Genomic DNA, 26,030 nt, shown 5'->3' on the forward strand with positions numbered 1-26,030 from the left:
GCCGCATCAGGCCAGCCTACACTTACAATATGAGGATCAGACCACTCCAGGATTTTAGTGCATTGAATGGGTACTCTTCCAGCAATCCTCGCCAACAAATGCAGGAGATCGGCGTCGAGCTCCTAAATCTGCATAATATCGGTGATTCGCGGGCGAGCAGTGCAGTGGGCACATTCTCCAAGCTAAACGCTGAACGGGCTTTTTGCTTCTCAAATCGCCATAACAGGGAGAGATGGGCAAATACTACTTCAATATGCTCCCAAGGACGCTGAGTTGACTGCAGCCTCAGCAGAGCTCTCCGCGTGCCTTTTTGCGGCTCCCCGCGGTGCTCGCGCCCGCCGCGCCTGCAAAGGCTTTCCTCAACAGTCGTTCAGTTCGAGCAGCCTTTGCCAACTCTGACTCAAAAGCTGCCCGACTGGATTGACGGCCTCAGCTTCTTCGGCGGGTCACTGAGGCGATCCGTCTGCTACAACCTGGTGTGGCCAAGGCGCTGTGGTTCGCGCCGACGCTGAACGCGACCGTTGCGACAATGACCGAGCAGTACGACACTGCCATATTGATCGCTGGGAAGCGCGCGAAGGGTAAATTCAACTTGCCCACCACCGCGATCAAATGTGCGCCGGGTAATGGCGCCGCTAACAGGATCGACCACCGGAACCGGTTACCGGCAGAGTCGGTCTGCATCCGGGAATTGCAGGGCCATCCTGTGTATAGGCTTAAATTGCGCTATTCTTCTCTACTGTGACAGGCGGGAGCCGCCGTCGACGGGGATCACTGCGCCCGAGACGTAGAACGCGTCGTCCGAAGCAGGAAGGCGATCACCGCCGCCTGCTCCTCCGGCGAGGAGACGCGCTCGAGCGGATTGGCGCGACCATCAGGCGTTGGTAGCTGCGTACGTGCAGCGCTCGAGTCATGTCGGTGGGGACCACGCCGGGCGCCACCGCATTCACGGTTATACCCTACAGGCCCTGCTCGCCGGCCTGCTGGAGCGTGAGATACGCGATCCCGGCCTTGGCCACCGAATAGCCTACCGTTCCGGGATAGCCCGTAAGCCCGAGGATCGAGCTGACATTAATGATCCGCCCGCCCGGCTGGCGCATCCGCGGCCGCAACTCGCGGGTCAGGCTGATGACTGCACGCAAGTTGATATCGATCAGCGGGAACAAAAGGCATCGTCAGTATCGGCGAGCGACTTCGAACCGCCAATGCCGGCATTGTTCACGAGGACGTCGAGCGTCTCGATCCTTGCGGCATCCAAGGCGGCCAGAACCCGCCCTGCGGCGTCGGGCATGGCCAGATCGCAGACGAGCGCCGTCTGGCCAAGGCCCGCAGCTGTGTCGTGCACTTTATCCAGAACATCCACTAGCAACACCCACGCCTCTTCCGAGCCAAGCCACGCCGCTGTTGCGGCACCGATCCCGCGCGCCGCGCCGGTGACGACGACAGTGTTTCTGACCGGAGCTTAGGCAAGGCTGCCTCCGTCGACCGTAAGCGCGGCGCCGATGGTGAAGCCCGCCGCATCGTCCAGCAGATAGCCGACAGCTGTCGCCACCTCGGACGGCAACCCCATTCGGCCCATCGGATGCGCAGCGATGATCTTCGTCCGGCGCTCGACCTGTGCCGCTTCTCCCCGGGCGAAGGCGACGCCGGCCTCGGCCAACGGCTGGCGATGGTTCCGGGGCAGACACAGTTTGCGCGGATATTTCTGCCGCGTGGTTCAGCGCCAGCGTGCGAGTCATCATCACAACCGCCGCCTTGGTCACCGAATAGATCGGCACGTCCTTCGAGGCCTGCAGACCAGCAGTCGAGCTGAAGAGCACCACCGATCCGCGGCCAAGCTCGCGCATCTGCGGGATGCAGCTTGCAGATTCGCCAAATGGCCCCGACGTTGAAGCTGAACATGGCTTCGTACCCTTCACGTCTATCAGCCGCTTCATCGCACCGTAATGCCAGCGGCCGCGACCAAGCCCTCAACCGGCCGGCCAAAGCTCTCGCGGGCGAGGTCGACCAGCCCTTCCAGCATCGCCGGATCGGTCACGTCGCAGACAACTCAACGGGCACCAGGACAGGCGGCCAGAGTTTGGTCCAGAGCCTCTTGCGACAGGTCAGCCAACACCAAATCCGCTCCACCCGCCGCCAGCAGTTTGGCACTGGCCGGGCCAAGCGCGCCACCCGCCGGTAATCAGCACCGTTTTTCCGGCAAAGGTCGTGTCAATCAAGATTGTAGTCCTCCTCCAAGATAAGAACTCCCACTGTACCCGCTCTGAAAGCGAATACCGGACAGCGGATGATCCGCGTCATTCCAAATCCATTGGTGACCGCCGCAACGGTCGAGGCGCAGGACGGCTTGCGCCGCCCCAAGAACACCGCACTCTACCGGCGTTCCTGTCTGAGAGTTTTCAGAGACATGAGGACGCACGCTCGGCGACCTGATGATGTGTGGCGAACCAAACGTCACCCTTTGCTTTGGCGCGTCGAATTAATTCTTCTACGATCCAGATCCGTGAGCGATATCCAATGACGTGTGGATGCAGAGTCAGCTGAAATAAATCGGCATCTTGATAGGCCCCTTCGAACTCCCGAATAAATACAGAAAGCACGTCGTCGACTGATAAATCTGGCCGTGAAGACCCATCGGGACTCATCCAAAGATAAGTGGCATCGTCTCGAATCCATTCGACCGGTATTTCAATCACTCCCGTGGGTTCCTCGTCTTCCAGCAGCTCATAGCAACTATCATCGGCCATAAGGGATGAGTCGTATGTCAATCCGGTTTCACGTATGATCCGTAGAGTTGCGTCGGAAAAATCCCAGGAAGGCGTTCGAATTCCCGTCGGGCGTTTGGAAGTGATTTTTTCAAGAGTGTCGGCACTCCTCATCATTAAAGAGCGCTCGCTCTCTGCGCTCAGTTCCGAGTTTAGCTCGTGTATCCAGCCGTGCATGCCAATTTCATGGCCTTCATCGACAACTGCGCGTTGCTCGTCTGGATACAACTGAGCGATCACAGCGGGAACGAAAAAACTCGCCGGAACGTCGTACTTTCTCAAGAGTTCCAAAGCCCGAGGCATCCCTCGTCGGCTCCCGTACTGACCCCAGGATAATCTGCTTAGCGATCGCCCTCCCCTGCGCAATTCGTTCGACTCATGATCGACGTCGAACGAGATGGCGAAGGCACAGCGTTTACCGCCGGGCCACATTGGTCTTAGTGCCTTGCCCGCTCTGACTTTGTTGATGCGCCGCCGCCAATGGCTTTCAGGCCATTCCCAGGGATTGAGTGCGGTCGAATTGGCCACCAGTTCCTCCTGAGCAGTGTCTGCATTGAATTCCGCCGAAAACTCAATGAGCGGAACGCGGCACCAGCTCAGCTGGCAGCCCCGCAAGCCGATCAGGCCGTCGCTTGAGTTTGCGCCTTGATTACGACAAGATGGCCCAACTCATTCAGATTTTCTCACTCTCGCGAACAAGCTCATCCATAACCGAGCGCACGGCGCTTTCTGCGATTGCAACAATCTCCTCCGCCTCAGCTTTGGTTGTAACCAGCGGCGGAGCAAAGCCCAAAATGTCCCCGTGCGGCATGGCCCGAGCGATAAGACCACGGTCACGGGCGGCCTTCGAGATTCGCGCACCTACCTTGAGCGCCGGATCGAAACGCTTCCGATTGTCGCGATCGGCAACGAACTCGATTGCGCCCATAAGACCGACGCCCCGCACTTCGCCGACGATCGGCAACTGCGCGAACCTCTCCTGCAACTGCGCCTGGAAAAACGCGCCGACGTCACGCGCATTGCCGGGGAGGTCTTCTTTCTCGACAATATCGAGGACCGCGTTGGCCGCGGCGGCGCCGATCGGATGACCAGAGTAGGTGTAGCCGTGCGAGAATGCCCCGACCTTGTCGGCTCCATCCTCCAGGACTTTATACACCTTCTCACCGACGATTGCCGCTGAAAGCGGGAAGTAGGCCGACGTCAAACCTTTAGCGATCGTGATGAGGTCTGGCTCGATGCCATAGTGCTGTGAGCCGAACATGGAACCGGTGCGGCCGAACCCTGTGATCACTTCATCGGCAATCAGCAGCACATCATGTTTTTTGAGGACCGTCTGTACCGCTTCCCAATAGCCTTCCGGCGGAGGCGTGATACCACCTGTGCCGAGGACGGGCTCGCCAATGAAGGCGCCGACGTTGTCCGGGCCGAGCCGCTCGATCAACTGATCAAGCTCGGCGGCGCGGCGAGCGGAGAATTCGCGCTCGGTTTCGCCCGGGGTTGCGCCCCAGTAATGATGTGGAACACCCGTGTGAACAATCTGCGGAAGTGGCAGGTCCATGTGGTCGTGATAAAAGCTCATGCCCGTCATCGAGCCCGACACGACGCTGCAGCCGTGATAGCCGCGTTCACGGGAGATGATCTTCTTTTTGGTCGGCTTGCCACGCAGGTTGTTGTAGTACCAAACAAGCTTGGCCTGGGTCTCGTTCGCATCCGAGCCGGACATGCCATAGAACACCTTGCTCATCTTGCCCGGCGCCATCTTCACAAGGCGATCGGAGAGGATCGCAAGCTCGTCGGTCGTGTGCGCCGCATAGGAGTGGTAATACGCCAAGCGATAGGCCTGACGCGAGATCGCATCGGCGACTTCCGTGCGGCCATACCCGACATTGACGCAGTATAGGCCGGCAAAGCCATCGATAAATTGGTTGCCATGCGCGTCCTGGATGCGGATCCCCTTCCCTGTCACCACGATCGTTGGGTCGCCGAGCTTGCCAGTGGCGAAATCTTTAAGCTGAGTGAAAGGATGCAAGACCGAGTTGCGGTCCTTTTCGGTGATCTCTTTGATGTTGATGGTCATTGAATGCTTCCTTTCAGGCCGCGATGTTGCCGATGCAGAGGTATTTGGGTTCGAGATATTCGATAAGACCGTGCCTTGAGCCCTCGCGACCAAGGCCGGATTGTTTCCAGCCGCCGAACGGAATGCCCGGCCCCGTAAATTTTGGAGTATTCACGGCAACCATGCCATATTCGAGCCGGTCGGAGAGCCGCATGGCTCGGTTGAGATCTTGGGTATAGACGTAGGCCGCAAGTCCCATCTCGGAATTGTTGGCTCGCGCGACCACCTCCCGTTCGTCGTCGAAGGGCAGGATTGCAGCGACAGGTCCAAACGTTTCGTCCTTCGCAATCACCATGTCATCGGTCACATTAGCAAGCACGGCCGGCGTGACGAAGTTCCCGCCAAGCGAATTGTGCTGTGCGCCTGCTACCATTCGAGCCCCGGCTGCTAGAGCCTCAGAAACCTGGTGCCTGCATTTGTCAGCACCAGACGTCTTTGTCATCGGACCGATGTCGACACCTGGCTCCAATCCGTGCCCGACCTTTAGTTTACTGGTGGCCTCGGCAAATTTTTCCGTAAAATGCTCGTAAATCTCTCGCTGCACATAAATCCGGTTTGCCGCGAGACAGTCCTGACCGGATGTCGCGAACTTGGCTGCCATGCAACCGGCGACCGCAGCGTTGATCGGCGCATCGCCGAAAAGGATGAAAGGAGCATTGCCGCCAAGTTCGAGCGAGACTTTCTTCACTGTCTTCGCGGATTGCTCGAGAAGGATTCTGCCGACCTCGGTGGAGCCCGTAAAAGAGAACGCACGCACGTGGGTATGCAACAACAGCCGTTTGGCAAGTGGCGGAGCTTCGCCCGTGATCACCTGAAACACGCCGGGCGGAATGCCAGCATCCCCGGCAAGGCGGGCAAGCGCGAGGGCCGACAGTGGCGTTTCGGGTGCCGGCTTTACAATCATTGTGCAGCCAGCGGCCAGTGCAGCTCCAGCCTTTCTGGTGATCATTGCCGCTGGGAAGTTCCATGGCGTAATGGCGACAGTCACCCCGATCGGCTGCAAATGCACGGCCAGCCTGCTTGCGGGGAGATGGCTGGGAATCGTTTCGCCGTAAGCCCGCTCCCCTTCCCCTGCAAACCAATCTAAAAAGCCGGCAGCGTATGAAACTTCGCCGCGGGCTTCAGCAATCGGTTTTCCTTGCTCGGCCGTTATGATGACAGCCAGGTCTTCGGCGCTCTCCCGCATGCCTGCCGCCCATTTCCGCAGATATGCACCACGCTGTAACGGAAGCATGTCGCGCCACTTGAGGAACGCTGCTCTTGCGCAATGGACCGCGTCGTCAACGTCGGCGTCTGCGCAAGCCGCAACTTGAGCGATCTCGTCACCGCTGGCAGGATCAAACACGGCAAGAGTATCTGATTTGGAGAGCCAGGCGCCGTTCAGATACGCATCACCACGCAAAAGGTCTGGCCGTTTGAGCCTGCGTAATGCCGTGATTGACGTACCCCTCATCTAAGACTCCAATGGTATGCTGATGCCTTTAGGTTATTGCTGCCACAGCGCCGATCGGCAGCGCAGTTGATGCCCCTTTAGCTGCATTCCTGCAAACAGCAGCCAATTCGCGTAGAATTGGACACGGCTCACAACTTCACTTGCCAGGAGGCTTAGCGACCGCGAGCGAAGGTCGCGCTGGTCGCCGGCGGCGCGGAAAGTAGTTGGTTCCAGCGCCGATCTCCCGATCCCGAGTTCCCGATCTGGCCTCGTGGCATTAAGTTCTCGACCGACACCGATCAGGCGCACTGACGCAGGCGCAACCGCCTCGAATCTTAGACGGAACTCGCCGCAAGGCTACTTTCGTCCGGCACTGTGCAGGGTGACCGCGACCGCTTCAGACACGATGGCATCGCGGACGACTTCATTCGGAAGGAGGTCTTGGGGTCCCGAAATTGAGGTCCCCGCGATAACCCAGACATTCACTTGGTGAAGTGGTGAAGTCGCACGAAACAGCAGAAAAGGATGAAGCGAGCCCCGGGCAAAAGGCGAGCTTCGCTGCCGAGCCATCTATCGGGAACAACGTGTGCTGATGTCGCGACGTGTTGCACGGACGGGGCGGACCATACTCGCGTTCCCACCGGCGCGCAGGGTTGGCAAGAGCCCGCTTCAGGCGCGCGTAAACTCGTCCTCAATGCTCCTCAAAAGCTAAGTCCTCTTGCGTCATCCGCGCATTTGTAGAATGGGGCAACGTTCACGCCGCGCTCGCGTCACAGGTGGCTCATTTCGGCCTACGGATCTTAATCTCCGCTGATGCAGAGAACTCATGTGCTAGGCGAGATTCTCCTGTCCCAGAGGTTGGGCATGCCGCACCTCTCAGACAGCGCCGTCCTTAAGCTAGATCCGTTCATCCGCTCGCCGCAGAAACAAATTTCAACCGGCTTCGAACGGACCCAGTGAGATCGCAAAACGATTTGGGTCACATCCAAATCACCTAGTCCACGACGATCAAGCGGCGATCAACATCTGCCAATCGCTCACCGCCCCTTTCGGTTACAATAAATGATTCAGAGATGGCGGCGCCGAACCCTTCGAGCCTAACCCCCGACTGAAAATGGAAGCACATTCCTGGTTGTAGGATGGTCTTGTCGCCCGCGCGAATACTAACCGTGCGTTCGCCCCATTCCGGCGGGAAGTTGAGTCCGATTGAATAGCCGGAGCGGCCTATCTTGATATACCCGTTCCGCTTGAGGATATCTTGCCACACCGCATTAAGCTCCTCAACGACGGTACCAGGCTTTGCCATCTCGAGCACAGCATCCCCGCCTTCCACTATAACCTCAGCAAGACGCGAGACCTCTGCGGGTGGCTTTCCGATGTGGACGGTGCGGCACAGCGGCGCACAGTAGCGGCGTCGGGTGGCGCCGAACTCCATGAGAACCAGGCCAGAGGTCGGCAAGGGCTCCTCGGTCCAACTGAGGTGCGGAGCGTTCGTTTGTTCGCTAGTCTGGATAAGAGGAGGACCGCTAGAGTCGCCATATTTACCGTCCACCCCTCGTGTCTGGGCCCGGTACACCTCCGCGACGACCTCATGTTGCGGCACTCCAGGCCTTAGGTTAGCGATTGCCGTCTGCATCGTATGCGTTGCAAGGTGGCCCGCTTCTCTCATGTAGACTAGTTCAAGGTCAGATTTTATAAGCCGTGCCCAATTGACTAATTCGCGGCTATCAGAGAATTTTGCATTCGGAAGGCCTTTGACGAGATGTTGATGTGCTCGGGCAGTATAGAAGTGGGCGTTAAGCTCGACACCGATTCGATCAGATCCCCAGCCGCGCGAATTGATAAGCTCGCAAAGATCGTCAAATGGATGTAATTCTGGATGTTGAAGTCTATGATCGGAAAATGAGCTTATATTTTCTCTAGGCAGATCCGTCGTTATATAAGCGGAATTTACATCGACGAAACGTCCGAACCAGAGGGGCATGTCCGACTGGAGATGCACTAAGACCACCTGAGGCACGTAGAACGAATAGCCGTCAAAGCCGGTAAGCCAATACATATTCGCGGGATCCTGGCAGATCAGCAAGTCCAGCCCCGCTCGCTCCATCCGCTGCTTCACGTCATGAACACGACGCCGAAACTCCTCGGGCGGAAATGGCTTCTCATATTTCATCTCGTCGAGTCCTTCAAAACAGGCATTCCTCGAACGGATCAGGCATTCGTCCTGTCCGCATACTTTCTCTTCGTATCACGTCACAAGAGGCTGTTTTCCCCGAGGATTTCTTCTTGTCGCGGAAAATCTGCATTTCCTAGGCACTTGCCGTACGTTATCCGCATATGAGCGCCAAATTTTCGGTGGCTCTGCGTCTCCGGTGGAAGATCATGCCCTCCCTATGGTGAAGACGCACTCTGCCTGTCGCAACAGAATTTCAAGCACGGGCGGCAAGATCTACGTGGGAAGCGCCGACGAGACCAGCGAAGATCGGGACGTTGCGGCCGCCACGCTCATGCAGCATCCGGGGCGTCCGCGGCCCAATGGACGGGGTTTGAGCACCCCCATCAGGCCGGCCACTCCTAATATGTGAGCATGATTCTCTGGTACAAATCAGCAGCCTTGGTCAGTTGATCGATTTCAACGAACTCGTTGTTCGTATGGGCTTGGGCAGTACGCCCGGGTCCGATAATCACACACGGGATCCCAGCCAATGACAGCTGATTTGCATCCGAGCCGCCGGTGGCTCCCTTCTGCTCTCCGGTCCCCGCGACGTGGGCACAAGCCGCTCCTGCGACTGCTGCAATTTTGCTCGACCCGGAACTGATTGGAGGCGGGTCTTCCAATGCGGGAAGCAATGACCGAACATTGATCTTGTCTTCGCCCTGGCGAAGGCCTTCCAGTATGCTTTCTACCTCCGCCAACGCGTCCTGCGGCCGCTCCCCGGGTATGAGACGCCGATCGACCCAGATACGGCATACCGGCGGTACAGTGGTAAGTTCCAAACCTCCTTCGATGAGGCTCACGGTCAGCTGTGATGACCCTACCAATGGGTGCTGCGCCCGAGACACAAGGGATCGATGGTGCTCATCAAGTGCCAATACCACCTTGGCCATGCCCGTGATCGCGTTCACTCCGAGATGAGGCTTCGACGTATGAGCCGGTACACCCTGAACCTCGATTTGCCAGCGGACAGAACCCATGTGAGCTACAACGAGCTCTAATTCGGTGGGTTCACCGACTACCGCACCCTCATAAGCGACACCGGAATCGGCTATAGCGCGGGCGCCAAGTTTGCGGTACTCTTCGTCAATGCTGGCTGCCACAACAACCGTGGCCCGGGGCTGCCGTTCACCAAGTGAGCTAAGCGCAATCAACATAGCTGCAAGTGAGCCTTTTGTGTCGCAGCTACCTCGCCCATATATTCGCCCGTCCCGTTGCTCACCCGAGAATGGATCTGATTCCCACCTATCGATAGGAACGGTATCCATATGAGCAATGAATAGAATACGCCTATCGGGTTCTTTCCCAGGTACCCAGGTCAGGAAATTCGAGCGACCATCGGCCACCTCCTGTATCCCGTAAGCCAGCTTCCGCTCCTTGCAAAAACCCTCGAGGAACTTGGCTACACCTTGCTCTCCACTACCTTTTGGCGACAGCGATGGATTGATGCTCTCGATCTTTATAAGATCTTGGAGAAGTCCGATAGTCTCGGCGCTCTGGGTCGACATGTACTCTCCTGTGTGCATGAACTAGCCGTGTCGCTCTTACTTCGACCAGCTCTTGGCCAGATTGATTACGCGATCGACTTCATCGGCGGTGTTGTAAAGATGCAGGGAAAACCGGAGCATGCCTCTGCGTATTGAGACGATTACCCCGTTCTTCGTGAAATGCTCGTGAAGCGACCGAATGCGGGCGTCGACTGGGCGCCCTTCAACAAGATCGCTGGAATCGCCAACGGCTACGATACTTCCAGTGTGAGCGCCTGGTGGCCCGCCGCAGACCGGAAGCCCGATATCTAAGAGACCAGTGGCCATACGTTTTGCGAGTGAGGTAACGCTCTGGTCGATCGCCTCGGTTCCGATATCAAGTAGCTGGCCCATTGATGCATATGCAGCCAACATGCCAGGGAAGTTGTAATGCCCGATATCAAAGCGGGGCGCGCCAGAGCGCAACTTTACAAAACTAGGTACCGGAGCTGATTCTGGCGCGTTTCCGAAATCTACGCTGAAGCGCGCAAGATAGGCCGGGCTCAGCCGATCGGCCCATTCTTTACGGCAATATAAAAAACCCGATCCATAAAGACCCATCAAACCCTTCACAGTGGACACTGCTACACCGTCTACGCCAAGTCGATTGACGTCGGTGTGGAGTATCCCAACAGATTGCGTCGCGTCCGCCAAAAGAAATGCACCGTAGTGCCTACAGGCTTCGGATATCTGCTCCATGACGGTCCGAAACCCCGGAACCATCGTCACCGTCGCCAAGGCAACAACGCGGGTATGAGAATCAATCGCCTTTACGAATGCATCAGGGGGAATTGAGCCGTTATCCGGCTCTACGACTCGCAACTCGACATTGTAGCGGTCTCTGATCTGAATCCATGGCAAGATATTATTTGCGTGTTCCAATTTTGGGCATAGAACGACGTTGTCTCCATCTCTCCAATCGATCGCATTAGCGATGATGTTGATGCCTTCCGATGCATTCTTGGTAATTGCAATTTCATCGTGATCTGAATTGATAAATTGTGCGAACCTAGCGCGAGTACGCTCGACGTGTTCGAGCATTCTTTCTTCGTCGTTTAGGCCATGCAGCCGATTGTTCAAATGAGGCTCGATTGAAGCCAATGTTGTGCTTGATATGAGGCCCTGGTTCGCGACATCCATGTAGATGGCGTTTGCTGTGGCTGGAAACTCCTTTCGGAGGATGTCCAAGGGAAGCATATGGCTTTCTCTCCTGGGAGTGCGGACGGCGGTTGAGCTACCTTGTTCAGGCGATCGTTCCGGCAAGGGTAAGAATGCCGCCAGACTGGTCTGCGCTGACCTGCCCATTTTACACGGTGCTCGTGCCGACTTTGGTCTAACATTCGGTCTCCCACGCCGCATTCCTGCGCCAAACCGCGATTCACGCAGAGATCGCGAGCCATTCTCGCGGATCACTGAAGCGTCTCGACGGAATGCAGCTGCAACAACTGCCTCACGAGAGATCAATTTGGGTAATTCTCAGACCGCGGATAGGGCTTCTTACCAGTGCTTGGAGCGACGTTAGCCTGACTGAGCCGACGACCTTCTCCTCCAGCCCCACACCCATGCGGATCATAGTTCACTCGCGGCCGACGCGCGAGGGCCGTAAGGCATCCGAAAGCCGGGGCCGGTTCATAGCCTGACTCTCATGGTCTCCGATTTATGCTGCAACGCCGACACCCTTGGTGATGTCGCTCCCTAACACGCTTGCCTCGAACTGATGCGAGCGTGCTGCAACTCATGTTTTCTGCGCCTGAGCAACGAGATCGGTAGGATCTTTTCGACCGGGGATCGCCCCCACCCGATCGAATCTGCCGTTCTTGCGCTGGCCCGCAACTGCTCACCAGCAACGCCCATCGATTCAGCGGCACCCCTCAGATAGTTATACTATGCCGGTATTGTGCGCAGATGGCGAAAGAAACGCCGATTTTCTGCGACTTGGACCGACTTTAGCGCCGAGAGGGCGTTTGGCACTTGCTACATTTTGGACGTACGGACTGGCGGCCTTGGCATTGGCCGATATCATCATGAGCAGAGATTGTGAATGGATCTGGATCGAATTGACCGGAAGATTCTCAACGTCGTGCAGCGCAACAATCGCCTTACGACAGAGGAATTGGGCGAACTTGCCGGACTATCGGCTACCGCTTGTCAGCGGAGATTAAAGCGACTTCGAGACGCTGGCGTCATCGAAGCGGACGTTGCCATAGTTTCACCGGAAGCCGTCGGTCGGCCCCTGCTCCTGCTGGTATCCATCACTCTCGAGCGCGATCGCGCCGATATCATCGATCGTTTCAAGCAGGCAATTCGGCGGACGCCTGAGATCATGAACGCTTACTACGTTACGGGTGAAGCGGATTTTATTATTACGGTCTCTGCTCAGGACATGGCCGAGTACGAGGCGTTTACCCGTCGTTTTTTTTACGAACATCTTGAAGTAAAGGGGTTCAAGACAATCGTTGTAATGGATCGGATCAAGGCGTCGTTTGCTCTGCCAATTGCTGAAGAGTAGCCTTCAAAAGAGCCCGCCCAGGCAACCACCACGCGCCTTCCGCGGGTCGCAGTTGTCCCGCACTTCTGAATGTCGGCTGTCCTATTTTGAATGGTCCCGCATATATACCAGGGCACCTCCTCTCAGCCTGCAGGTGTTATGCGCCAATGACCAAAAAACGATGATATTCTGCGGGACCAAGGCGCCCTTCGCGCAACCAAGCTCTTTGGCACTTGCTACATTCTGGGCGGAGCGGAATTCAGGATTGTCGGTCCCCGGCTAATTGGAGCGGCTTCAGTCGGCGGAATAGCTGGGGTGCCTACGTCGCACAGAGGATGCTGTGCTCCCGGCAGCGCGGAAACGGGTCTCCCGGCTCTCGCAAGGACAAAGCGTGAAATTCGCCTGCAACCGGCAAGAAAGGAAAGTCCCCGTGGCAATTCTCAATAGCGTCGCAGAGTTTCTCCCCGAGATAGTGGCTTGGCGCCGGGACATCCATGCACATCCCGAACTGGGCTTCGACATCCCCCGTACTTCGGCATTTGTCGCCGAGCGCCTGCGCGAATTCGGCTGCGACGCCGTCGCGACCGGCATCGGCAAAACCGGCGTCGTTGGCGTCATCAAGGGCAACGGCGTCGTGAGCGACGGTAACCCAAAGGTTATCGGATTGCGCGCTGACATGGATGCGCTGCCGATCAACGAAGCGACCGATCTGCCCTATGCGTCCAAGAACAAGGGCTTGATGCATGCGTGTGGGCATGACGGCCACACCGCGATGCTGTTGGGTGCCGCGCGCTATCTTGCCGATACTCGGAATTTCGCTGGAACGGCGGTCATGATCTTCCAACCTGCCGAGGAGATCGGTACCGGCGCCGTTGCCATGCTAGATGACGGTTTGATGGAGCGGTTCGGCATCGAGCACATCTACGGAATGCACAATCGTCCGGGCTTGCCGGTAGGTGTCTTCGGAATCCGGCAAGGTCCAGTGATGGCGGCAACTGATAGCATAGAAATTAGCATTGAAGGGCGAGGGGGGCACCCTGGAAGGCCTCATGAATGCATCGATCCGATTCTGGTCGGCGCTCAGCTTGTGACGGCCCTGCAGCATATCCTGGCTCAGAACATTGACCCTGTCGACTCGGCAGGAATTTCGTTCCACCAGTTCCAGTCCGGGCAGAGACTAGTCCCCGTCGTTCCGCAAACAGCGGAGTTGGTGGGCACCATGCGGACGCTAAAGCCGGAGGTGCGCAAGTTCGTGAAGGAGCGGGTGGGCGAAGTGGTCGCCGGCATCGCCCAGATAACCGGCGCGAAGATAGATATTAAATTTCAGAGCTTCGACGCAATTCTCTTCAATGAGGTCCAGCAGACCGACCTTGCGAGAAGCGCGGCCAAGGGCGTGGCCGGTGAAAACAATGTGCTCGAGACGCCACCGGTAATGGGGGGGGAAGATTTCTCCTTCCTGGCGCAGGCGCGGCCGGGTGCTTTCGTCTGGTGCGGGAACGGTGACAGCGCCGGCCTGCATCACCCTGCCTACAATTTCAACGACGAGGCGATTCCTTATGGAACATCGTACTGGATCAAGCTCGTAGAGAACACGTTGGGATCCCGTCCGACGTCTTGATGATCGGTCTGACAAGGGCCGCAGAACGAATGAATAACTGCCGTCTTATGCCAGGCTTGAATGTAGCGGACCTCGTAAAATGAAAACTCGTTCATCCGTGCCAACATCTCTTGAGGGTCTGTCGGCGTGCGAATGCCTGGAACTCTACCGAAGGCGGCAGCTCTCGCCTGTTGAAGTCGTCGATGACTGTCTCAGCCGCATCGACGCCAACAACCCGGCGCTGAACGCATTTTGCCTCGTCGACCACGAAGGGGCCAGGTCTGCTGCCCGGGCCTCGGAGGGTCGATGGATGAAGGGGGAACCAGCCGGAGTACTAGATGGCATTCCGGCCACCATCAAAGACCTCACCTTGACACGAGGCTGGCCGACAAGACGTGGCTCATTGTCCGGCAGCACCGAGGGACCCTGGACTGAAGACGCCCCTGTTCCAGCCCGTATCCGTGAGACCGGTGGCGTTATCCTGGGCAAGACAACCACTCCAGAATTTGGCTGGAAAGGGGTAACAGACAGCCCGGTCTACGGGATCACCCGCAATCCCTGGAATCCTGACCTGACACCAGGCGGGTCGTCGGGAGGGGCGGCAGTTGCGGCTGCGCTCAACCTTGGCTTTCTTCATCAGGGTAGCGACGGCGGGGGATCAATCCGGATACCGGCGAGCTTCACGGGGACCTTCGGCTTCAAGCCAACCTTCGGCATCGTTCCGCAATGGCCAGCTAGCGCCATGACAACGCTGTCTCATTTGGGGCCGGTGACCCGCACCGTTGCGGATGCGATCCTGATGATGAATGTGATTGCACGAAAGGACGCTCGCGATGGCTATGCGGGTCCGGCGTACCTAGGTCTCGACCCCGATCCAGCAAAGACCACCATCAGGGGCCTGCGGATCGGCTACAGTCGGAACCTCGGCTATGTCAAGGTGGCGCGAGATATCCAAAACGTTACCGATAATGCGATCGACCAGCTTCGAGCTCTTGGGGCCGAGGTGGCCGAAGTCAATCCGGGATTTGCGGATCCGGTGGAGGTGTTTTCTACATTCTGGTTCGCTGGCGCCGCCCGTATTGTGTCACGAATGAACAAACAGCAAAGACAATTACTAGATCCTGGCTTTCTGGAAGGTGCCGAACGCGGGCTGAAGATCACCCTTACCGAATTTCAGGAAGCTGAGGCGATGCGGTTCGAGCTCTCCGCTCTGATGGCGAAGTTCCACGAAAATTACGATCTCTTGGTCACACCGACGATGCCTATCGCGCCGTTCCCCGTCGGGCGAAATGTGCCGGATGATAGTTACAAGGGGTGGGTGGACTGGACGCCCTTCACCTACCCTTTCAACTTGACCCAGCAACCAGCAGCATCGATTCCATCGGGCCTGGATGATCAAGGGCTGCCCGTCGGGCTACAACTGGTCGGCGCGCGCTATTCCGACACCTCCGTCCTAGCCGCGGCATATACGATCGAAAGTCGCCTGGGGCTTCCTTCTTTCGCGAGGAGCAGATTCCACGCTGCCACCCCTTAAAACTTGAGACTGCCGCGCTCAAGCACCTGACGGCCTCCAAGCGGTCAAGCCACGGACGCGAATGTCATTCGATAAAGGGGCGCGGCGTCATAGATGGGCAGTCCTGTCCTACGACGGATTGCTGACGTCACCATCGGGGACAATGTACATTCAAATAGGAGTGCGTCAATCTTGGGATGTGCGGCGCGAAGTCGCGACACAGACTGCAACCCGGGGACTCCATTTCGGTAACACTAGCCGGCCGCGTATTACCTTCGATGCCGCCGATGGCTACTCTTGCCCCTGCGGATGAATCCATGCCCAGCAGCTCTTCGCCGCAGTGTCTTGAGTCTGCGGCCAGACGGCGAGCTTTGCGCCGGCCGGAAGCTGCCGGAGGAGCGTGGGCGCCAGTAGCAGGCTCGACATGGCCACGGGAAGTTTGACAGACGTGGCCAGTGCAGCCTGGCACCAGATACTGAAGCCGCAGTCCCTGGTTATCGCGACGGCTCCGCGCTCAACCAACCGCCTGGCAGCTGCAATGTAGGCCGGCTCGAGAGAGGCATCGCCAGGACTGACCCTCTCCGCCAAAGCCCCGGCCGCGGTCTCTATTATAATTGGGAAGTCGAAGTTGCCGGGTTGAAGACCGACCCCGATGCGGTGGCGGAAATTCACCAGGGCGCAAGTCCGATCTCCAGCCTGTGATTTTTGCAACACTGGCCATCCAATGAGGATCCAACTGCCGTCTGATCGTGACAATTCAGCTGCGTCAAATGCCTTTGCCGCCAAGATGGCGCGTATCGTCAGGTTGTGCTGACCAAGCTGGGACGCTCTACGAGCGCAGGAATCCTGCATTCGCCTGACGCTTCCGGCTCGGTTGCAAGGCTCGGGAATAGTAATGACGAAACAGTGGATCAGCACGCCGTAAGCCCAGTGCAAAAAATGCGGGCTTCGTGCCGAACCTTTTTTTGGAACGGCGGGCGCGGATCTCATCATTGAGATTACCGGAAAGCCTGTCCGGACTTTTCCGAAGCCGCACTGTTATCCTGTTCGAGAGCGACGCATCGATGGTTCCTTTCCCCGCCTCATCGACAAGCTCACCCGTGTCCACTTGGCTCATCCACGACGACTTCGGCAACCATGCTCTCTCCGATCAGCAGCGCTTCCACCTCTTCGAAAATCGTCGAGGAGCGCTATCAGAGAAAATCCACCCTGATCACCGCCCAGGTCCCCGTGGCAAGCTGGCACGACCTTATTAACGACAGCACGGTCGCCGACGCTATACACGACCGCTCGTGCACAATGCACACCGCATCGCCCTTCAGGGCGAGAGCATCCGAAGAAAAAAGCCTCGGCCCTCTTGACCGACTCCGAGAACACCGAAATCAATCAGCCCTACAGCAACCAGGCTGCCGAGGACCAACCTCGACGAACTGTCGGACTTTTGTGAAAACGCTGTCCGGGAATTAGCGGAATCGCTGTCCAGCTTTTGAAGCGCGCAATAACACTATGGCCGTCATCGAAATGAGCAAGGCGAAGTGCTGATTGCCGCGTTTGTTCCGGGATTAAGCGCCAGCCTCTCAAGAAGATTTATGCCGACTCGCCATCATTGTTGAAACTGCTGCAGCGCTCGCACGTTGAAGCCGGCCAGGCCGGGCATACGATTATGCGGATCGCCTTCGCCCAACTTCAATTCTGGACGCCAGGGCTCGATGTAAGGGACCGGCGAGCGTCAAAAGACTGCGGATGGGTCGCCGCTCGTCCCCTGGGATACGATCTCTGTCGGATTTTGTCGCGCCTGCGACATAGTGGTTGTGCGGGCCAGTTTAGTACCTGATATGACCGTAAGTTTGATATCAAACTCAAAGCACTGGCCGACGTGCATTTTGCGAGGTTGGCACGGTTTTTGAAGCGATCATTTCGCGTCGGAGCGCTCTCATCCGCCGGTTATCATCTGTTTTGGCATAAACCCTGCATAAGGCTTTATTGATGGTACCGCAACCCAACTCGCCGTCTTTCGAGCTACTTGGGCAAAAAGAGCACCGCCAGCGGAAAGGGTCGGGAACCGGAGAGGGAACCGGGTGGTGGACCTATGTTTGTGGAGGGGGTTGTGAAAAGGGTCAGCCATGGTGCTTCGAGCCTCTTGTACTCGTGCAGGTCGTCAATGTTGATATAGCGGTTGGCCTCCATCCAGTTTTCATTGGTTTCGTGACAGCAGACAAACGTCAAAGGAGATAGCTCATGCGAGTAGCCATCGTAACGAACAGTGATTTCAACGGTGTGATTAACCGGTTCGGTCAGCCTTGTCCGCAGCCGCCGCAGCCTTGGCCGCATAGCGGCACGTTGGAAGATGTGGTGGCGGCACTTCAAGAGGGCGGCCACGAGACGGTAGTGTGTGAAGGCGATAAAGGACTGCTCGCCAGTCTCGAGCGGTTCATGCCACCTGATCCGCAAGGTCGCCCCTCGGGAATGGTCTTCAACTTGGCGGAGGGAATTCAGGGCGAAAAGCGTTACACTCATGTTCCTGCCATGCTTGAGATGGCCGGTGTTCCATACACTGGATGTAGCCCCTTCGGGATTGGGCTGACGGGAGACAAAGTCATTACCAAAATGCTCATCCGCGATCAGGGCGTGCCGACTCCGAACTTTCGCGTGATGCGTCGCGGCACCGAGAACACCGGCGACCTGAGATTCCCAGTGGTAGTGAAGCCGCGGGAGGAGGACTGCAGCTTCGGATTGCAGATCATACATGAACACTCTAAGTTGCGGCAGGCCGTCGAAGTGATCGTCACGCAGCATGCTCAGGATGCGCTAGTGGAGGAATACATCGAGGGGCGGGAAATCTGCGTTGCGTTGCTCGGAAACGGGGAGCCCGAAGTTTTGCCTCTAGTGGAGCAGGACTTCGGTGACCGCGAAACGCGTGTTATGAATTGGGATGCGAAGTACGTGGCGGCCGCAGCGGTGCCCAAGATTTGCCCGGCGAAAATCGAGAGCGGGCTTGAGACGATGTTACGGGATATTTCGGTTGCGACCTTCCGTGCCTGCCACTGCCGGGACTATGCCCGCGTCGATTTCCGGATCGATCGCTCAGGCCAACCGTTTGTCCTAGAGATGAACTCGGTGCCGGCCCTTGGTATACACTCCAGTTATGGCACAGCTGCAACGGCCGGCGGACACAGCTTCGTAAGCTTGATCAATCGCATCCTCAATGTCGCCCACACCCGCTATTTCGGAATCGGCGTCTCATAGTGGATTGATCGGATCAAAAGAGTCCGATTTCGGGATTCCGTTTTGCGGTTTGGCGTGCGAGTTAGATGCATGCGCAATAGCATCCCCCTTCACCGTTTTGGCCAGCGACCGTCAGCGCCTGCAAGCGCTCGTCGCGGCGCCAGGAAGCCCGCAAGCACGTTCGGGGGCCGCATCGTCGCGCTGTGCTTCGAACCACGAAGCCAAAGCATACTTGGACCACCGGCTAGGTCGAGCGAATGAACCGCACCATCAAGGACGCGACGGGCAAGCGTTTCCACTACGACGATCATGACCAACTGCGTCGGCATCTTGCCGACTTTGTTGCGGCCTACAAATTTCGGCCGCAGGCTGAAGGCCCTCAAAGGTCTCACCCTACGAGTTCATCTGCAAGGCATGGGCTTCCCAGCCCGAGCGCTTCACTCTCAATCCGCTCCACCAAATGCCTGGACTTGTCTATTCGGCGTGTTGAAGTCAATCCCATTCAAGCTTCCTAGGCTGACCTGCCGACGCGATTATCCTAGCCTGATTGATGTAACCGCGGCGTCAAACCGAGATACGGCCCCACGTCCTTCGAATTCCTGAAGGGGGCAGGAATATCGACCGTGGCGTTGAAACCCAGTGCAACGATAGGGCCGACGCCCAGCACGGTCATCAACCGCCTGCAAACCGTGTCACCCCTCACGATCGACAACAGTCTTTCGTGTAGCACCGTGAACTGCTCGCAAAGTTTCCGACGGGCGGTGAGCAACGTCTCCATGATGTCTCGAGTTCCGGAATGTCACCGGAAGGGTCCCGGATGCGATCCGCGAATTTGCCGGCCGTCGACAATGCCAACTTTGAGACCGAAGTTACGAAACAGGCCACGGATGTCGTTCTCGATGGCGATGGCCTTTTCCTGAAGCGACTTGAGGGCCGTCAGCAGCGCCCGGCGATTCTGGGTCGTCAGCGTCTTGACAGTAAGACCGTATGTCCGCCTCTGCCGATGAGGTGGCTCGCCCTACACTGCGCGTCCGAGGGTTGCTCGGACGGGCCGAGCCGATCCTCACCACAGGAGGACGAGCCGTGGCGGATTATAGAGAAGCATTTGTCGGAATCGATGTTGCGAAGCTTAAGAACGCTATTGCGATTGCGGAGGCAGGCCGGGAAGGAGAGGTTCGGTTCTTCGGTGAGGTCGACGCGTCGGCGACCAGCATGCGGCGGGTCATAGGCCGGATCGCCAGCCGCTTTGATTACGTGCATTTCTGCTATGAGGCTGGGCCGACCGGGTACGGCCTTTATCGCCTGATCCGGTCGCTCGGGCACGAGTGCACCGTGGTTGCACCATCATTGATACCAAGGAAGCCCGGCGATCGGGTGAAGACGAACCGTCGAGACGCCATTTCCCTTGCCCGACTATTGCGCGCCGGCGAGCTGACCGCGGTGTGGGTTCCCGATGAAGGGCACGAGTCCATACGGGATCTTGTTCGCGCGCGGGCGGGCGCGGTCGAGACGCTGCGGGTCCATCGCCAGCAGGTGAGCGCATTCATGCTCAAGCACGGCCGTAGCTATCCGCGAAAGAAGAGCTGGACGATGCGCTATCTACGCTGGCTTCAGGAACAAGGTTCGATCATCCCGCGCATCAGATCGCACTCCAGGAGATGGTCGAGGCGGTGCGCGTCTCGAAAGAGCGGGTCGAGCGGCTGGAGCGTGTGATCGAAGAGTTCGTCCCGGCCTGGTCGCTGGCACCGATCGTGTGGGCGCTTCAGACATTGCGTGGGGTAGACCTAATTGTCGCCGTGACGTTCGTCACCGAAGTCGGCGACGCCAGCCGGTTCGAAAGCCCACGCCAGCTCATGGGATATCTCGGTCGGGTCCCCGGCGAGCGCTCAACCGGGGAGACAGTCCGGCGCGGCGGCATCACAAAGGCAGGCAACGGTCGGGTTCGCCACATGTTGGTCGAGAGCGCCTGGACCTATCGACATCCGCCCAAGGTCGGGAAGGCGAAGCTATACCGGTTGGAGCAGGCGTCACCGAAGGTGCGTGAGATCGCCTGGAAGGCGCAGTCCCGCCTGACAGCCCGCTACCGCATGCTGAGCGCTCGGGGCAAACGGACAACGGTCGTCTGCACCGCGATCGCCCGTGAACTGGTCGGCTTTATGTGGGCAGTCGCAAGGGAGGCGCGCGTCACCTGATCGCTCGCCGCGATGGCGCACATATCGCGCATGGGCGGAGGCGGGACCACGGCAGGGGAATGCCCGTCAGACGCTTTGTGGCCGGCAAATCGACCGACGCCCGCAGTAAGATAGGAACAGCCCCGGACGCACAATCGGGAATGCGGTAGCCAACCCGCGCATCAGAGCTTGATCACCGACGTCCTTCAGTTCCGCCTCCCCACCCATGCGCGATCATCAGAATGAGCAGCCGTTCCTCGGATCGGGCGACCTCATGCGTTCCAAACCTTGACAGCGGACATCAGAGCGGTGTTTCCGGACCACCTTTCGGGAGTGGTCGCGATCTGTGAGGTTGCCGATCCTGTATTGGGATCGGAGATCGGCTTGTGTCTGGACTTGACCTTACGCTTGACCCGGAGCGGCAGCTTCGGCGTTTCGAGGTGATCAACGGTGCCGGCGGTCGGCGTCACTGGTCGGTGGATGACAAGGCGCGGATCATCGCAGAGACGCTGGAGCCGAATGCGATCATTTCCGAGGTCGCCCGCCGTTATGGTCTCAGGCCGCAGCAGGTCTTCGCCTGGCGCCGCGAAGCGCGCAAACAGGCCGCTTCGGTGCAGCAAGATTCTCCTGCCTTTGTGCCGGCGGTTGTGGCGGCGGCGGAACCTGCAGCCAGCCGTTCACCGAAGCAGCGGAAACGGCAAGCCACCCGAGATGCCGGCATGATCGAGCTTGAGATCGACGGCATCGCGATGCGCGTCGGCCGGGGCGCCGATACCAAGACGGTGGCCGCAGTGATCCGCGCGCTGAAGGCGACGTCGTGATCGGGCCGACGGGTGCGGTCAAGGTCATGGTGGCGACGAAGCCCGTCGACTTCCGCAAGGGTGCGGAGGGATTGGCGGCGCTGGTGCGAGAGACAATGGGGGCCGATCCGTTCAGCGGGGCCGTCTACGTCTTCCGGGCGAAGCGGACTGACCGGATCAAGCTGATCTTCTGGGATGGCACCGGGGTTTGCCTGCTAAGCGTTTGGAGGATGGGGAGTTCCGCTGGCCGAAAGTGCATGACGGCATGATGCGGCTGACGGCCGCGCAGCTCTCGGCGCTACTCGAAGGTCTCGACTGGCGGCGAGTCCATGAGGCGCGCCGGACCCGCGTGCCAGCCCAGGCGGGCTGACCCGCGACGAAGTGAATCAGCCTAGATTCCGCTGTCGCGGGCTGTCGGCGAATATGGTCTGATCCGTTCATGGCGATGACGGCTGACCAGCTTCCCGACGATCCGGACGCGCTGAAGGCGATGGTCCTGGCGCACGACGTCGAGAATGCCCGTCTGATTCAGATCATCAAGGAATTGCAGCGTCACCGCTTCGGCCGGCGTGCCGAGACGCTCCCCGAGGATCAATTGCTGCTGGGGCTCGAAGAGGCGGAGCAGATCGAGGCCGCCGGTGAGGAAGAGAAGGAGCAATCTGCTCCCGCCGAGCGGCAAGCAAAGGCCACGAGGCGCCGGGCCAACCGGGGCGCGCTGCCACCCCATCTGCCGCGCGTGGAGATGGTCGTCGACATCGAGGACCATGCCTGCCCATGCTGCCGCAATGGCTTGCATCGGATCGGCGAGGACGTGAGCGAGCGGCTCGACATCGTTCCGGCGCAGCTGCGTGTAATCGTCGTGCGCCGGCCCAAATATGCCTGCCGCGCCTGCGAGGACGTCGTGGTTCAGGCTTCCGGCGCCGGCCCGGCTGATCGAGGGTGGTCTTCCGACCGAGGCAACGGTCGCCCAGGTGCTGGTCTCAAAATATGCCGATCACCTTCCGCTCTATCGTCAGGCGCAAATCTACGCCCGGCAGGGTATCAATCTCGATCGCTCTACGCTCGCCGACTGGGTCGGCCGCGCCGCCTGGCACCTGCGTCCGGTGCATGAGCGGCTGCTTGGCAAGCTGAAGTCCTCGGCAAAACTCTTCGCCGACGAGACGACCGCGCCGGTGCTCGATCCCGGCCGCGGCAAGACTAAGACAGGTCAACTCTGGGCCTATGCCCGCGATGACCGACGATGGGAGGGGAGCGACCCGCCGGGCGTCGCCTATGTCTATGCGCCGGACCGAAAGGCCGAGCGTCCGATCGCTCATCTCGCAGGCTTCACCGGAATCTTGCAGGTCGACGGCTATGGCGGCTATCGCGTGCTGGCCGACAAAAGCGGCGTCACGCTCGCCTTCTGCTGGGCGCATGTCCGTCGGCGCTTTTATGAACTGGCAGCAGCCGGTCCCGCGCCGATCGCCAGTGACGCGCTGAGACGGATCGCCGAACTCTACAAGATCGAGGATGACATCCGTGGCCGATCGGCCAACGAGCGCCGCGCGATGCGTCAGGACAAAAGCCGCGCCATCGTCGCCGATCTCGAACCCTGGCTGCGTGAGAAGCTCGGCCTGATCAGTCAGAAGACCAAGCTCGCAGAGGCAATCCGCTACACGCTCTCACGCTGGGAAGGCCTCTCGCACTTCCTTGACGACGGCCGCATCGAGATCGACAGCAACACCGTCGAACGCTCGATCCGTCCGATCGCAATCTCGGGGTCATTCTGCCCATGTTGGGCAGGAGGTCGAAGTCCCGTGCGCAGCAATGGATCTGGGCTCCCCGCGCGCGTCGCTTGCTGCACTGCTTGAACTGAACAAGCTCTTGATCCAGCGCCGTTTCCGGCGAGGCTCTCCGGATGGTTTCATCATCGGGGAGACTCAAAATGAGAACCTTGCCGCCACCGACACGATCTCTCGTGATCGTTCGCCAGCTCAGCATGCGCTCGACTCGCACAAGCTAGTCGGGCTGAGCGCAGCGCAACGAACGATCGTGATCGCCCGGCTCGCCAATGTGCTGATGGCCGCCGCCGGTATCGTGACGGAGGAGAGCCGCGATGACGAGCCGTAATCTGATTCCGGCCACCATCCTCAAGCGCAAGGCCGTTGTCTATGTACGTCAGTCCACGCAGGCGCAAGTGCAGCTCAATCTTGAGAGCCAGCGTCGGCAATATGAGCTGGTCGACGTCGCGCGGCGCTGGGGATTCCGCAAGGTTGAGGTGATCGACGAGGACTTGGGACGCACCGCAAGTGGAGCTGTGGAACGTCCCGGTTTCGAACGCCTGGTCGACGATCTGTGCACCGGTCATGTGGGCGCTGTGCTTTGCCTGGAGGCGTCCCGCCTGTCTCGCAACGGACCGGACTGGCATCGGCTGCTCGAGTTGTGCGGCGAAGTCGATGCACGGGTGATCGATCTGGACGGAGTCTACGATCCGGGACTGCCGAACGATCGCCTGCTGCTCGGCATGAAGGGGAGCATAAGCGAGTTCGAACTCGGGGTGCTGCGTGCTCGCATGTACGAAGCTGACCGCGCCAAGGCACAGCGCGGCGAACTGCGCATCTCTGTGCCCTTCGGCTACGTCTGGCACCGGGATTACGGTCTCGGGTTCGATCCCGATATACGCCTGCAGGAGACCATTCGCCTGATATTCGCGCGTTTCCGCGAACTCGGCAGTGCCCGCCAGGTCCTGATCTCGATGATCGACGATGGCGTGCATTTCCCCAGACCCTCCGACGGCAAGAAGATGGTGTCCTTCGCCTGGGTTCCGGTCCGCTACCGCAACGTGATCTCCGTCCTGAAGAACCCGTTCTACGCCGGCGCTTATGTCTATGGTAAGAGCGAGAAGCGCACCGAGATCGTGGATGGCCGCGTCCGCAAGAGCTATGGTCATTACAAGCCGGCCAGCGATTGGGCGGTGGTGCTCAAGGAGCATCACGAAGGCTATATCGGATGGAGCGAGTACGAACGGAACCAGGAACTTCTCGCCGCCAACGCCTATGGCAAAGCCGGCGGCGTCAAGTCGGGCCGCGGCGGTCGCGCGTTGCTCCCGGGTCTTCTCTCCTGTGGTCGATGCGGGCGAAGACTGGTTGTCACGTATGCCGGACGTGGCCAAGGTTACCCGGTCTATCGTTGCGAGAACACCATGATGGCGCAGGCGCGATGCATGTCGTTCAACGGCTTTCGCACCGATGCGGCGGTGGCCCGCGAAGCCTTGGAGGCGGTTGCGCCGATGGCGATCGAGGCGGCGTTGGAGGCTGAACAGATGCAGCTGGAGAGCGAAGCCAGGCGGCGGCAGATGATCGAGATGGACCTGCAGCAGGCACGCTATGAGGCATCGCTCGCCGAGCGCCGCTACGCCGCCTGCGACCCGGAGAACCGGCTTATAGCGGCCCAGCTCGAGAGGAACTGGGAAGCTAGGCTCAGGCGCGTGGAGACCTGCGAGGCCCGGCTCAGTGAAGTCCAGCGTATGGAGCCTGTCGACGCGATCCCTGACTTCACCGGCCTCGCCCAGGATCTCGAAGCCGCCTGGAATGCGCCGGGTGTCGATATGCGGTTCCGTCAGCAACTGCTGCGCGCGCTCATCAAGGACATTGTGGCGGACGTCGATGACGACGCGCGCGATGTGATCCTGACCATCCATTGGCATGGGGGCCAGCATTCCCAGGTAAGGGTTCGCAAGTCCAAATCCGGAGAGCATGGCCAGAGTACGCCTGAGGAGGCTCTGGCGGTCATGCGATCCATGGCAACGCGATGGTCGGATGCCGAAATCGCCGCCACACTCAACCGCATGGGCATGAAGACGGGTCAGGGAAAGACCTGGACGGCGCGACGCGTCCAATCCCTGCGCACGGTGCACAAGATCAGCGGCTATCGGTCTTCCGACAAGAACGGCGAGTGGCTTACCATGTCGGACGCGGCCGCGAAGCTTGGCGTGTCGCACGTCAAAATCCGCCGGTTCGTCAGGGACGGCATATTACCAGCCGAGCAGGTCATGCGCGGCGCGCCCTACCAGATCCGCGCCAGCGACCTTGAAGATGAACGGATCAAGGCCGATTTGGCGCGCAAATCTCCGCGTATCATCAACGACGATAATCAGAAATCGCTGTTTCCCGCCATTTGAAGAGGGGGTGCATAATGAATCAG

General features: G+C 58.9%; 18 protein-coding genes and 6 pseudogenes. 13 read left to right on the forward strand and 11 right to left on the reverse strand.

The features are described 5' to 3' along the window. Nucleotides 1–392: 392 nt before the first annotated feature. Nucleotides 393–559, forward strand: a pseudogene (locus P9272_RS27395) (IS21 family transposase); the annotation flags it as partial. Between the two features lie 400 nt (nt 560–959). Here P9272_RS27395 and P9272_RS27400 read toward each other — a convergent pair. From P9272_RS27400 to P9272_RS27440, 9 genes and pseudogenes are all read right to left on the reverse strand, one after another. Next, nucleotides 960–1,166: an SDR family oxidoreductase gene (locus tag P9272_RS27400; protein ID WP_199489648.1), complete on the reverse strand. Its 207-nt coding sequence runs from the start codon at nt 1,164–1,166 to the stop codon at nt 960–962. Further along, nucleotides 1,154–1,435: pseudogene (locus P9272_RS27405) on the reverse strand (SDR family NAD(P)-dependent oxidoreductase); the annotation flags it as partial. The gene P9272_RS27400 and the pseudogene P9272_RS27405, both read right to left, overlap by 13 nt. Before the next feature lie 27 nt (nt 1,436–1,462). Further along, complete coding sequence (locus P9272_RS27410; protein ID WP_063169323.1) at nt 1,463–1,660, reverse strand: SDR family oxidoreductase; 198 nt, start codon at nt 1,658–1,660, stop codon at nt 1,463–1,465. Nucleotides 1,661–2,399: 739 nt separating this feature from the next. Further along, the gene (locus P9272_RS27415) at nt 2,400–3,293 is read right to left on the reverse strand and encodes a polysaccharide deacetylase (RefSeq protein ID WP_224570030.1); all 894 of its coding nucleotides are present in this window, start codon (nt 3,291–3,293) and stop codon (nt 2,400–2,402) included. Between the two features lie 145 nt (nt 3,294–3,438). Then, complete coding sequence (locus P9272_RS27420) at nt 3,439–4,842, reverse strand: aspartate aminotransferase family protein (protein WP_063169325.1); 1,404 nt, start codon at nt 4,840–4,842, stop codon at nt 3,439–3,441. A gap of 13 nt (nt 4,843–4,855) precedes the next feature. Then, entirely contained in the window at nt 4,856–6,334 is a 1,479-nt protein-coding gene (locus P9272_RS27425) for an NAD-dependent succinate-semialdehyde dehydrogenase (protein WP_063169326.1), read from the reverse strand. 973 nt (nt 6,335–7,307) lie between these two features. Continuing rightward, nucleotides 7,308–8,486, reverse strand: coding sequence for a Xaa-Pro peptidase family protein (locus P9272_RS27430; RefSeq protein WP_063169327.1), 1,179 nt, complete (start codon nt 8,484–8,486; stop codon nt 7,308–7,310). A gap of 401 nt (nt 8,487–8,887) precedes the next feature. Next, nucleotides 8,888–10,036, reverse strand: a complete 1,149-nt coding sequence (locus P9272_RS27435; protein ID WP_063169328.1) for a M20 family metallopeptidase — start codon at nt 10,034–10,036, stop codon at nt 8,888–8,890. Nucleotides 10,037–10,072: 36 nt separating this feature from the next. Next, nucleotides 10,073–11,251 carry an aminotransferase class V-fold PLP-dependent enzyme gene (locus tag P9272_RS27440; protein WP_063169329.1) on the reverse strand — a complete coding sequence of 393 codons (1,179 nt, stop codon included), beginning with the start codon at nt 11,249–11,251 and terminating at the stop codon, nt 10,073–10,075. Nucleotides 11,252–12,095: 844 nt separating this feature from the next. On the opposite strand from P9272_RS27440, the gene P9272_RS27445 reads away from it, so the two are divergent. The 3 genes from P9272_RS27445 (at nt 12,096) to P9272_RS27455 (ending at nt 15,673) form a co-directional block, all read left to right on the forward strand. After that, complete coding sequence (locus P9272_RS27445; protein WP_063169330.1) at nt 12,096–12,563, forward strand: Lrp/AsnC family transcriptional regulator; 468 nt, start codon at nt 12,096–12,098, stop codon at nt 12,561–12,563. A gap of 409 nt (nt 12,564–12,972) precedes the next feature. Further along, a complete protein-coding gene (locus P9272_RS27450) occupies nt 12,973–14,160 on the forward strand; it encodes a M20 aminoacylase family protein (protein WP_063169331.1) in 1,188 nt (395 codons plus the stop codon). Between the two features lie 79 nt (nt 14,161–14,239). After that, nucleotides 14,240–15,673, forward strand: coding sequence for an amidase (locus P9272_RS27455; RefSeq protein WP_063169332.1), 1,434 nt, complete (start codon nt 14,240–14,242; stop codon nt 15,671–15,673). 808 nt (nt 15,674–16,481) lie between these two features. On the opposite strand, the gene P9272_RS27460 is transcribed toward P9272_RS27455, so the two are convergent. Next, the gene (locus P9272_RS27460) at nt 16,482–16,787 is read right to left on the reverse strand and encodes a hypothetical protein (RefSeq protein WP_164548505.1); all 306 of its coding nucleotides are present in this window, start codon (nt 16,785–16,787) and stop codon (nt 16,482–16,484) included. 2 nt (nt 16,788–16,789) lie between these two features. Here P9272_RS27460 and P9272_RS27465 point away from each other — a divergent pair, with 2 nt between their 5' ends. The 3 genes and pseudogenes from P9272_RS27465 to P9272_RS27475 form a co-directional block, all read left to right on the forward strand. Beyond that, a complete protein-coding gene (locus tag P9272_RS27465) occupies nt 16,790–17,119 on the forward strand; it encodes an ATP-binding protein (protein WP_272482847.1) in 330 nt (109 codons plus the stop codon). A 771-nt stretch (nt 17,120–17,890) separates the two neighbouring features. Further along, nucleotides 17,891–18,898 (forward strand): ATP-grasp domain-containing protein, encoded by a 1,008-nt coding sequence (locus tag P9272_RS27470; RefSeq protein ID WP_063169333.1) that lies wholly within the window; start codon nt 17,891–17,893, stop codon nt 18,896–18,898. A 188-nt stretch (nt 18,899–19,086) separates the two neighbouring features. Continuing rightward, a pseudogene (locus P9272_RS27475) lies at nt 19,087–19,367 on the forward strand (integrase core domain-containing protein); the annotation flags it as partial. Nucleotides 19,368–19,415: 48 nt separating this feature from the next. Here P9272_RS27475 and P9272_RS27480 read toward each other — a convergent pair. Next, the gene (locus tag P9272_RS27480; protein WP_063169335.1) at nt 19,416–19,655 is read right to left on the reverse strand and encodes an IS110 family transposase; all 240 of its coding nucleotides are present in this window, start codon (nt 19,653–19,655) and stop codon (nt 19,416–19,418) included. Between the two features lie 209 nt (nt 19,656–19,864). Here P9272_RS27480 and P9272_RS27485 point away from each other — a divergent pair. The 6 genes and pseudogenes from P9272_RS27485 (at nt 19,865) to P9272_RS27510 (ending at nt 26,007) form a co-directional block, all read left to right on the forward strand. Next, nucleotides 19,865–21,069: pseudogene (locus P9272_RS27485) on the forward strand (IS110 family transposase). Nucleotides 21,070–21,434: 365 nt separating this feature from the next. Then, entirely contained in the window at nt 21,435–21,869 is a 435-nt protein-coding gene (locus tag P9272_RS27490; protein ID WP_063169336.1) for a transposase, read from the forward strand. Further along, nucleotides 21,866–22,218: pseudogene (gene tnpB, locus P9272_RS27495) on the forward strand (IS66 family insertion sequence element accessory protein TnpB). The gene P9272_RS27490 and the pseudogene tnpB overlap by 4 nt, the downstream one beginning before the upstream one ends. Before the next feature lie 69 nt (nt 22,219–22,287). Then, a pseudogene (locus P9272_RS27500) lies at nt 22,288–23,605 on the forward strand (IS66 family transposase); the annotation flags it as partial. A gap of 49 nt (nt 23,606–23,654) precedes the next feature. Further along, complete coding sequence (locus P9272_RS27505) at nt 23,655–23,957, forward strand: hypothetical protein (protein WP_063169337.1); 303 nt, start codon at nt 23,655–23,657, stop codon at nt 23,955–23,957. After that, a complete protein-coding gene (locus P9272_RS27510; RefSeq protein WP_063169338.1) occupies nt 23,944–26,007 on the forward strand; it encodes a recombinase family protein in 2,064 nt (687 codons plus the stop codon). The genes P9272_RS27505 and P9272_RS27510 overlap by 14 nt, the downstream gene beginning before the upstream one ends. The last annotated feature ends 23 nt before the right edge of the window (nt 26,008–26,030 follow it).

The organism is Mesorhizobium sp. WSM4976 (genome assembly GCF_029625685.1).
In the GTDB taxonomy this organism is placed as follows: domain Bacteria; phylum Pseudomonadota; class Alphaproteobacteria; order Rhizobiales; family Rhizobiaceae; genus Mesorhizobium.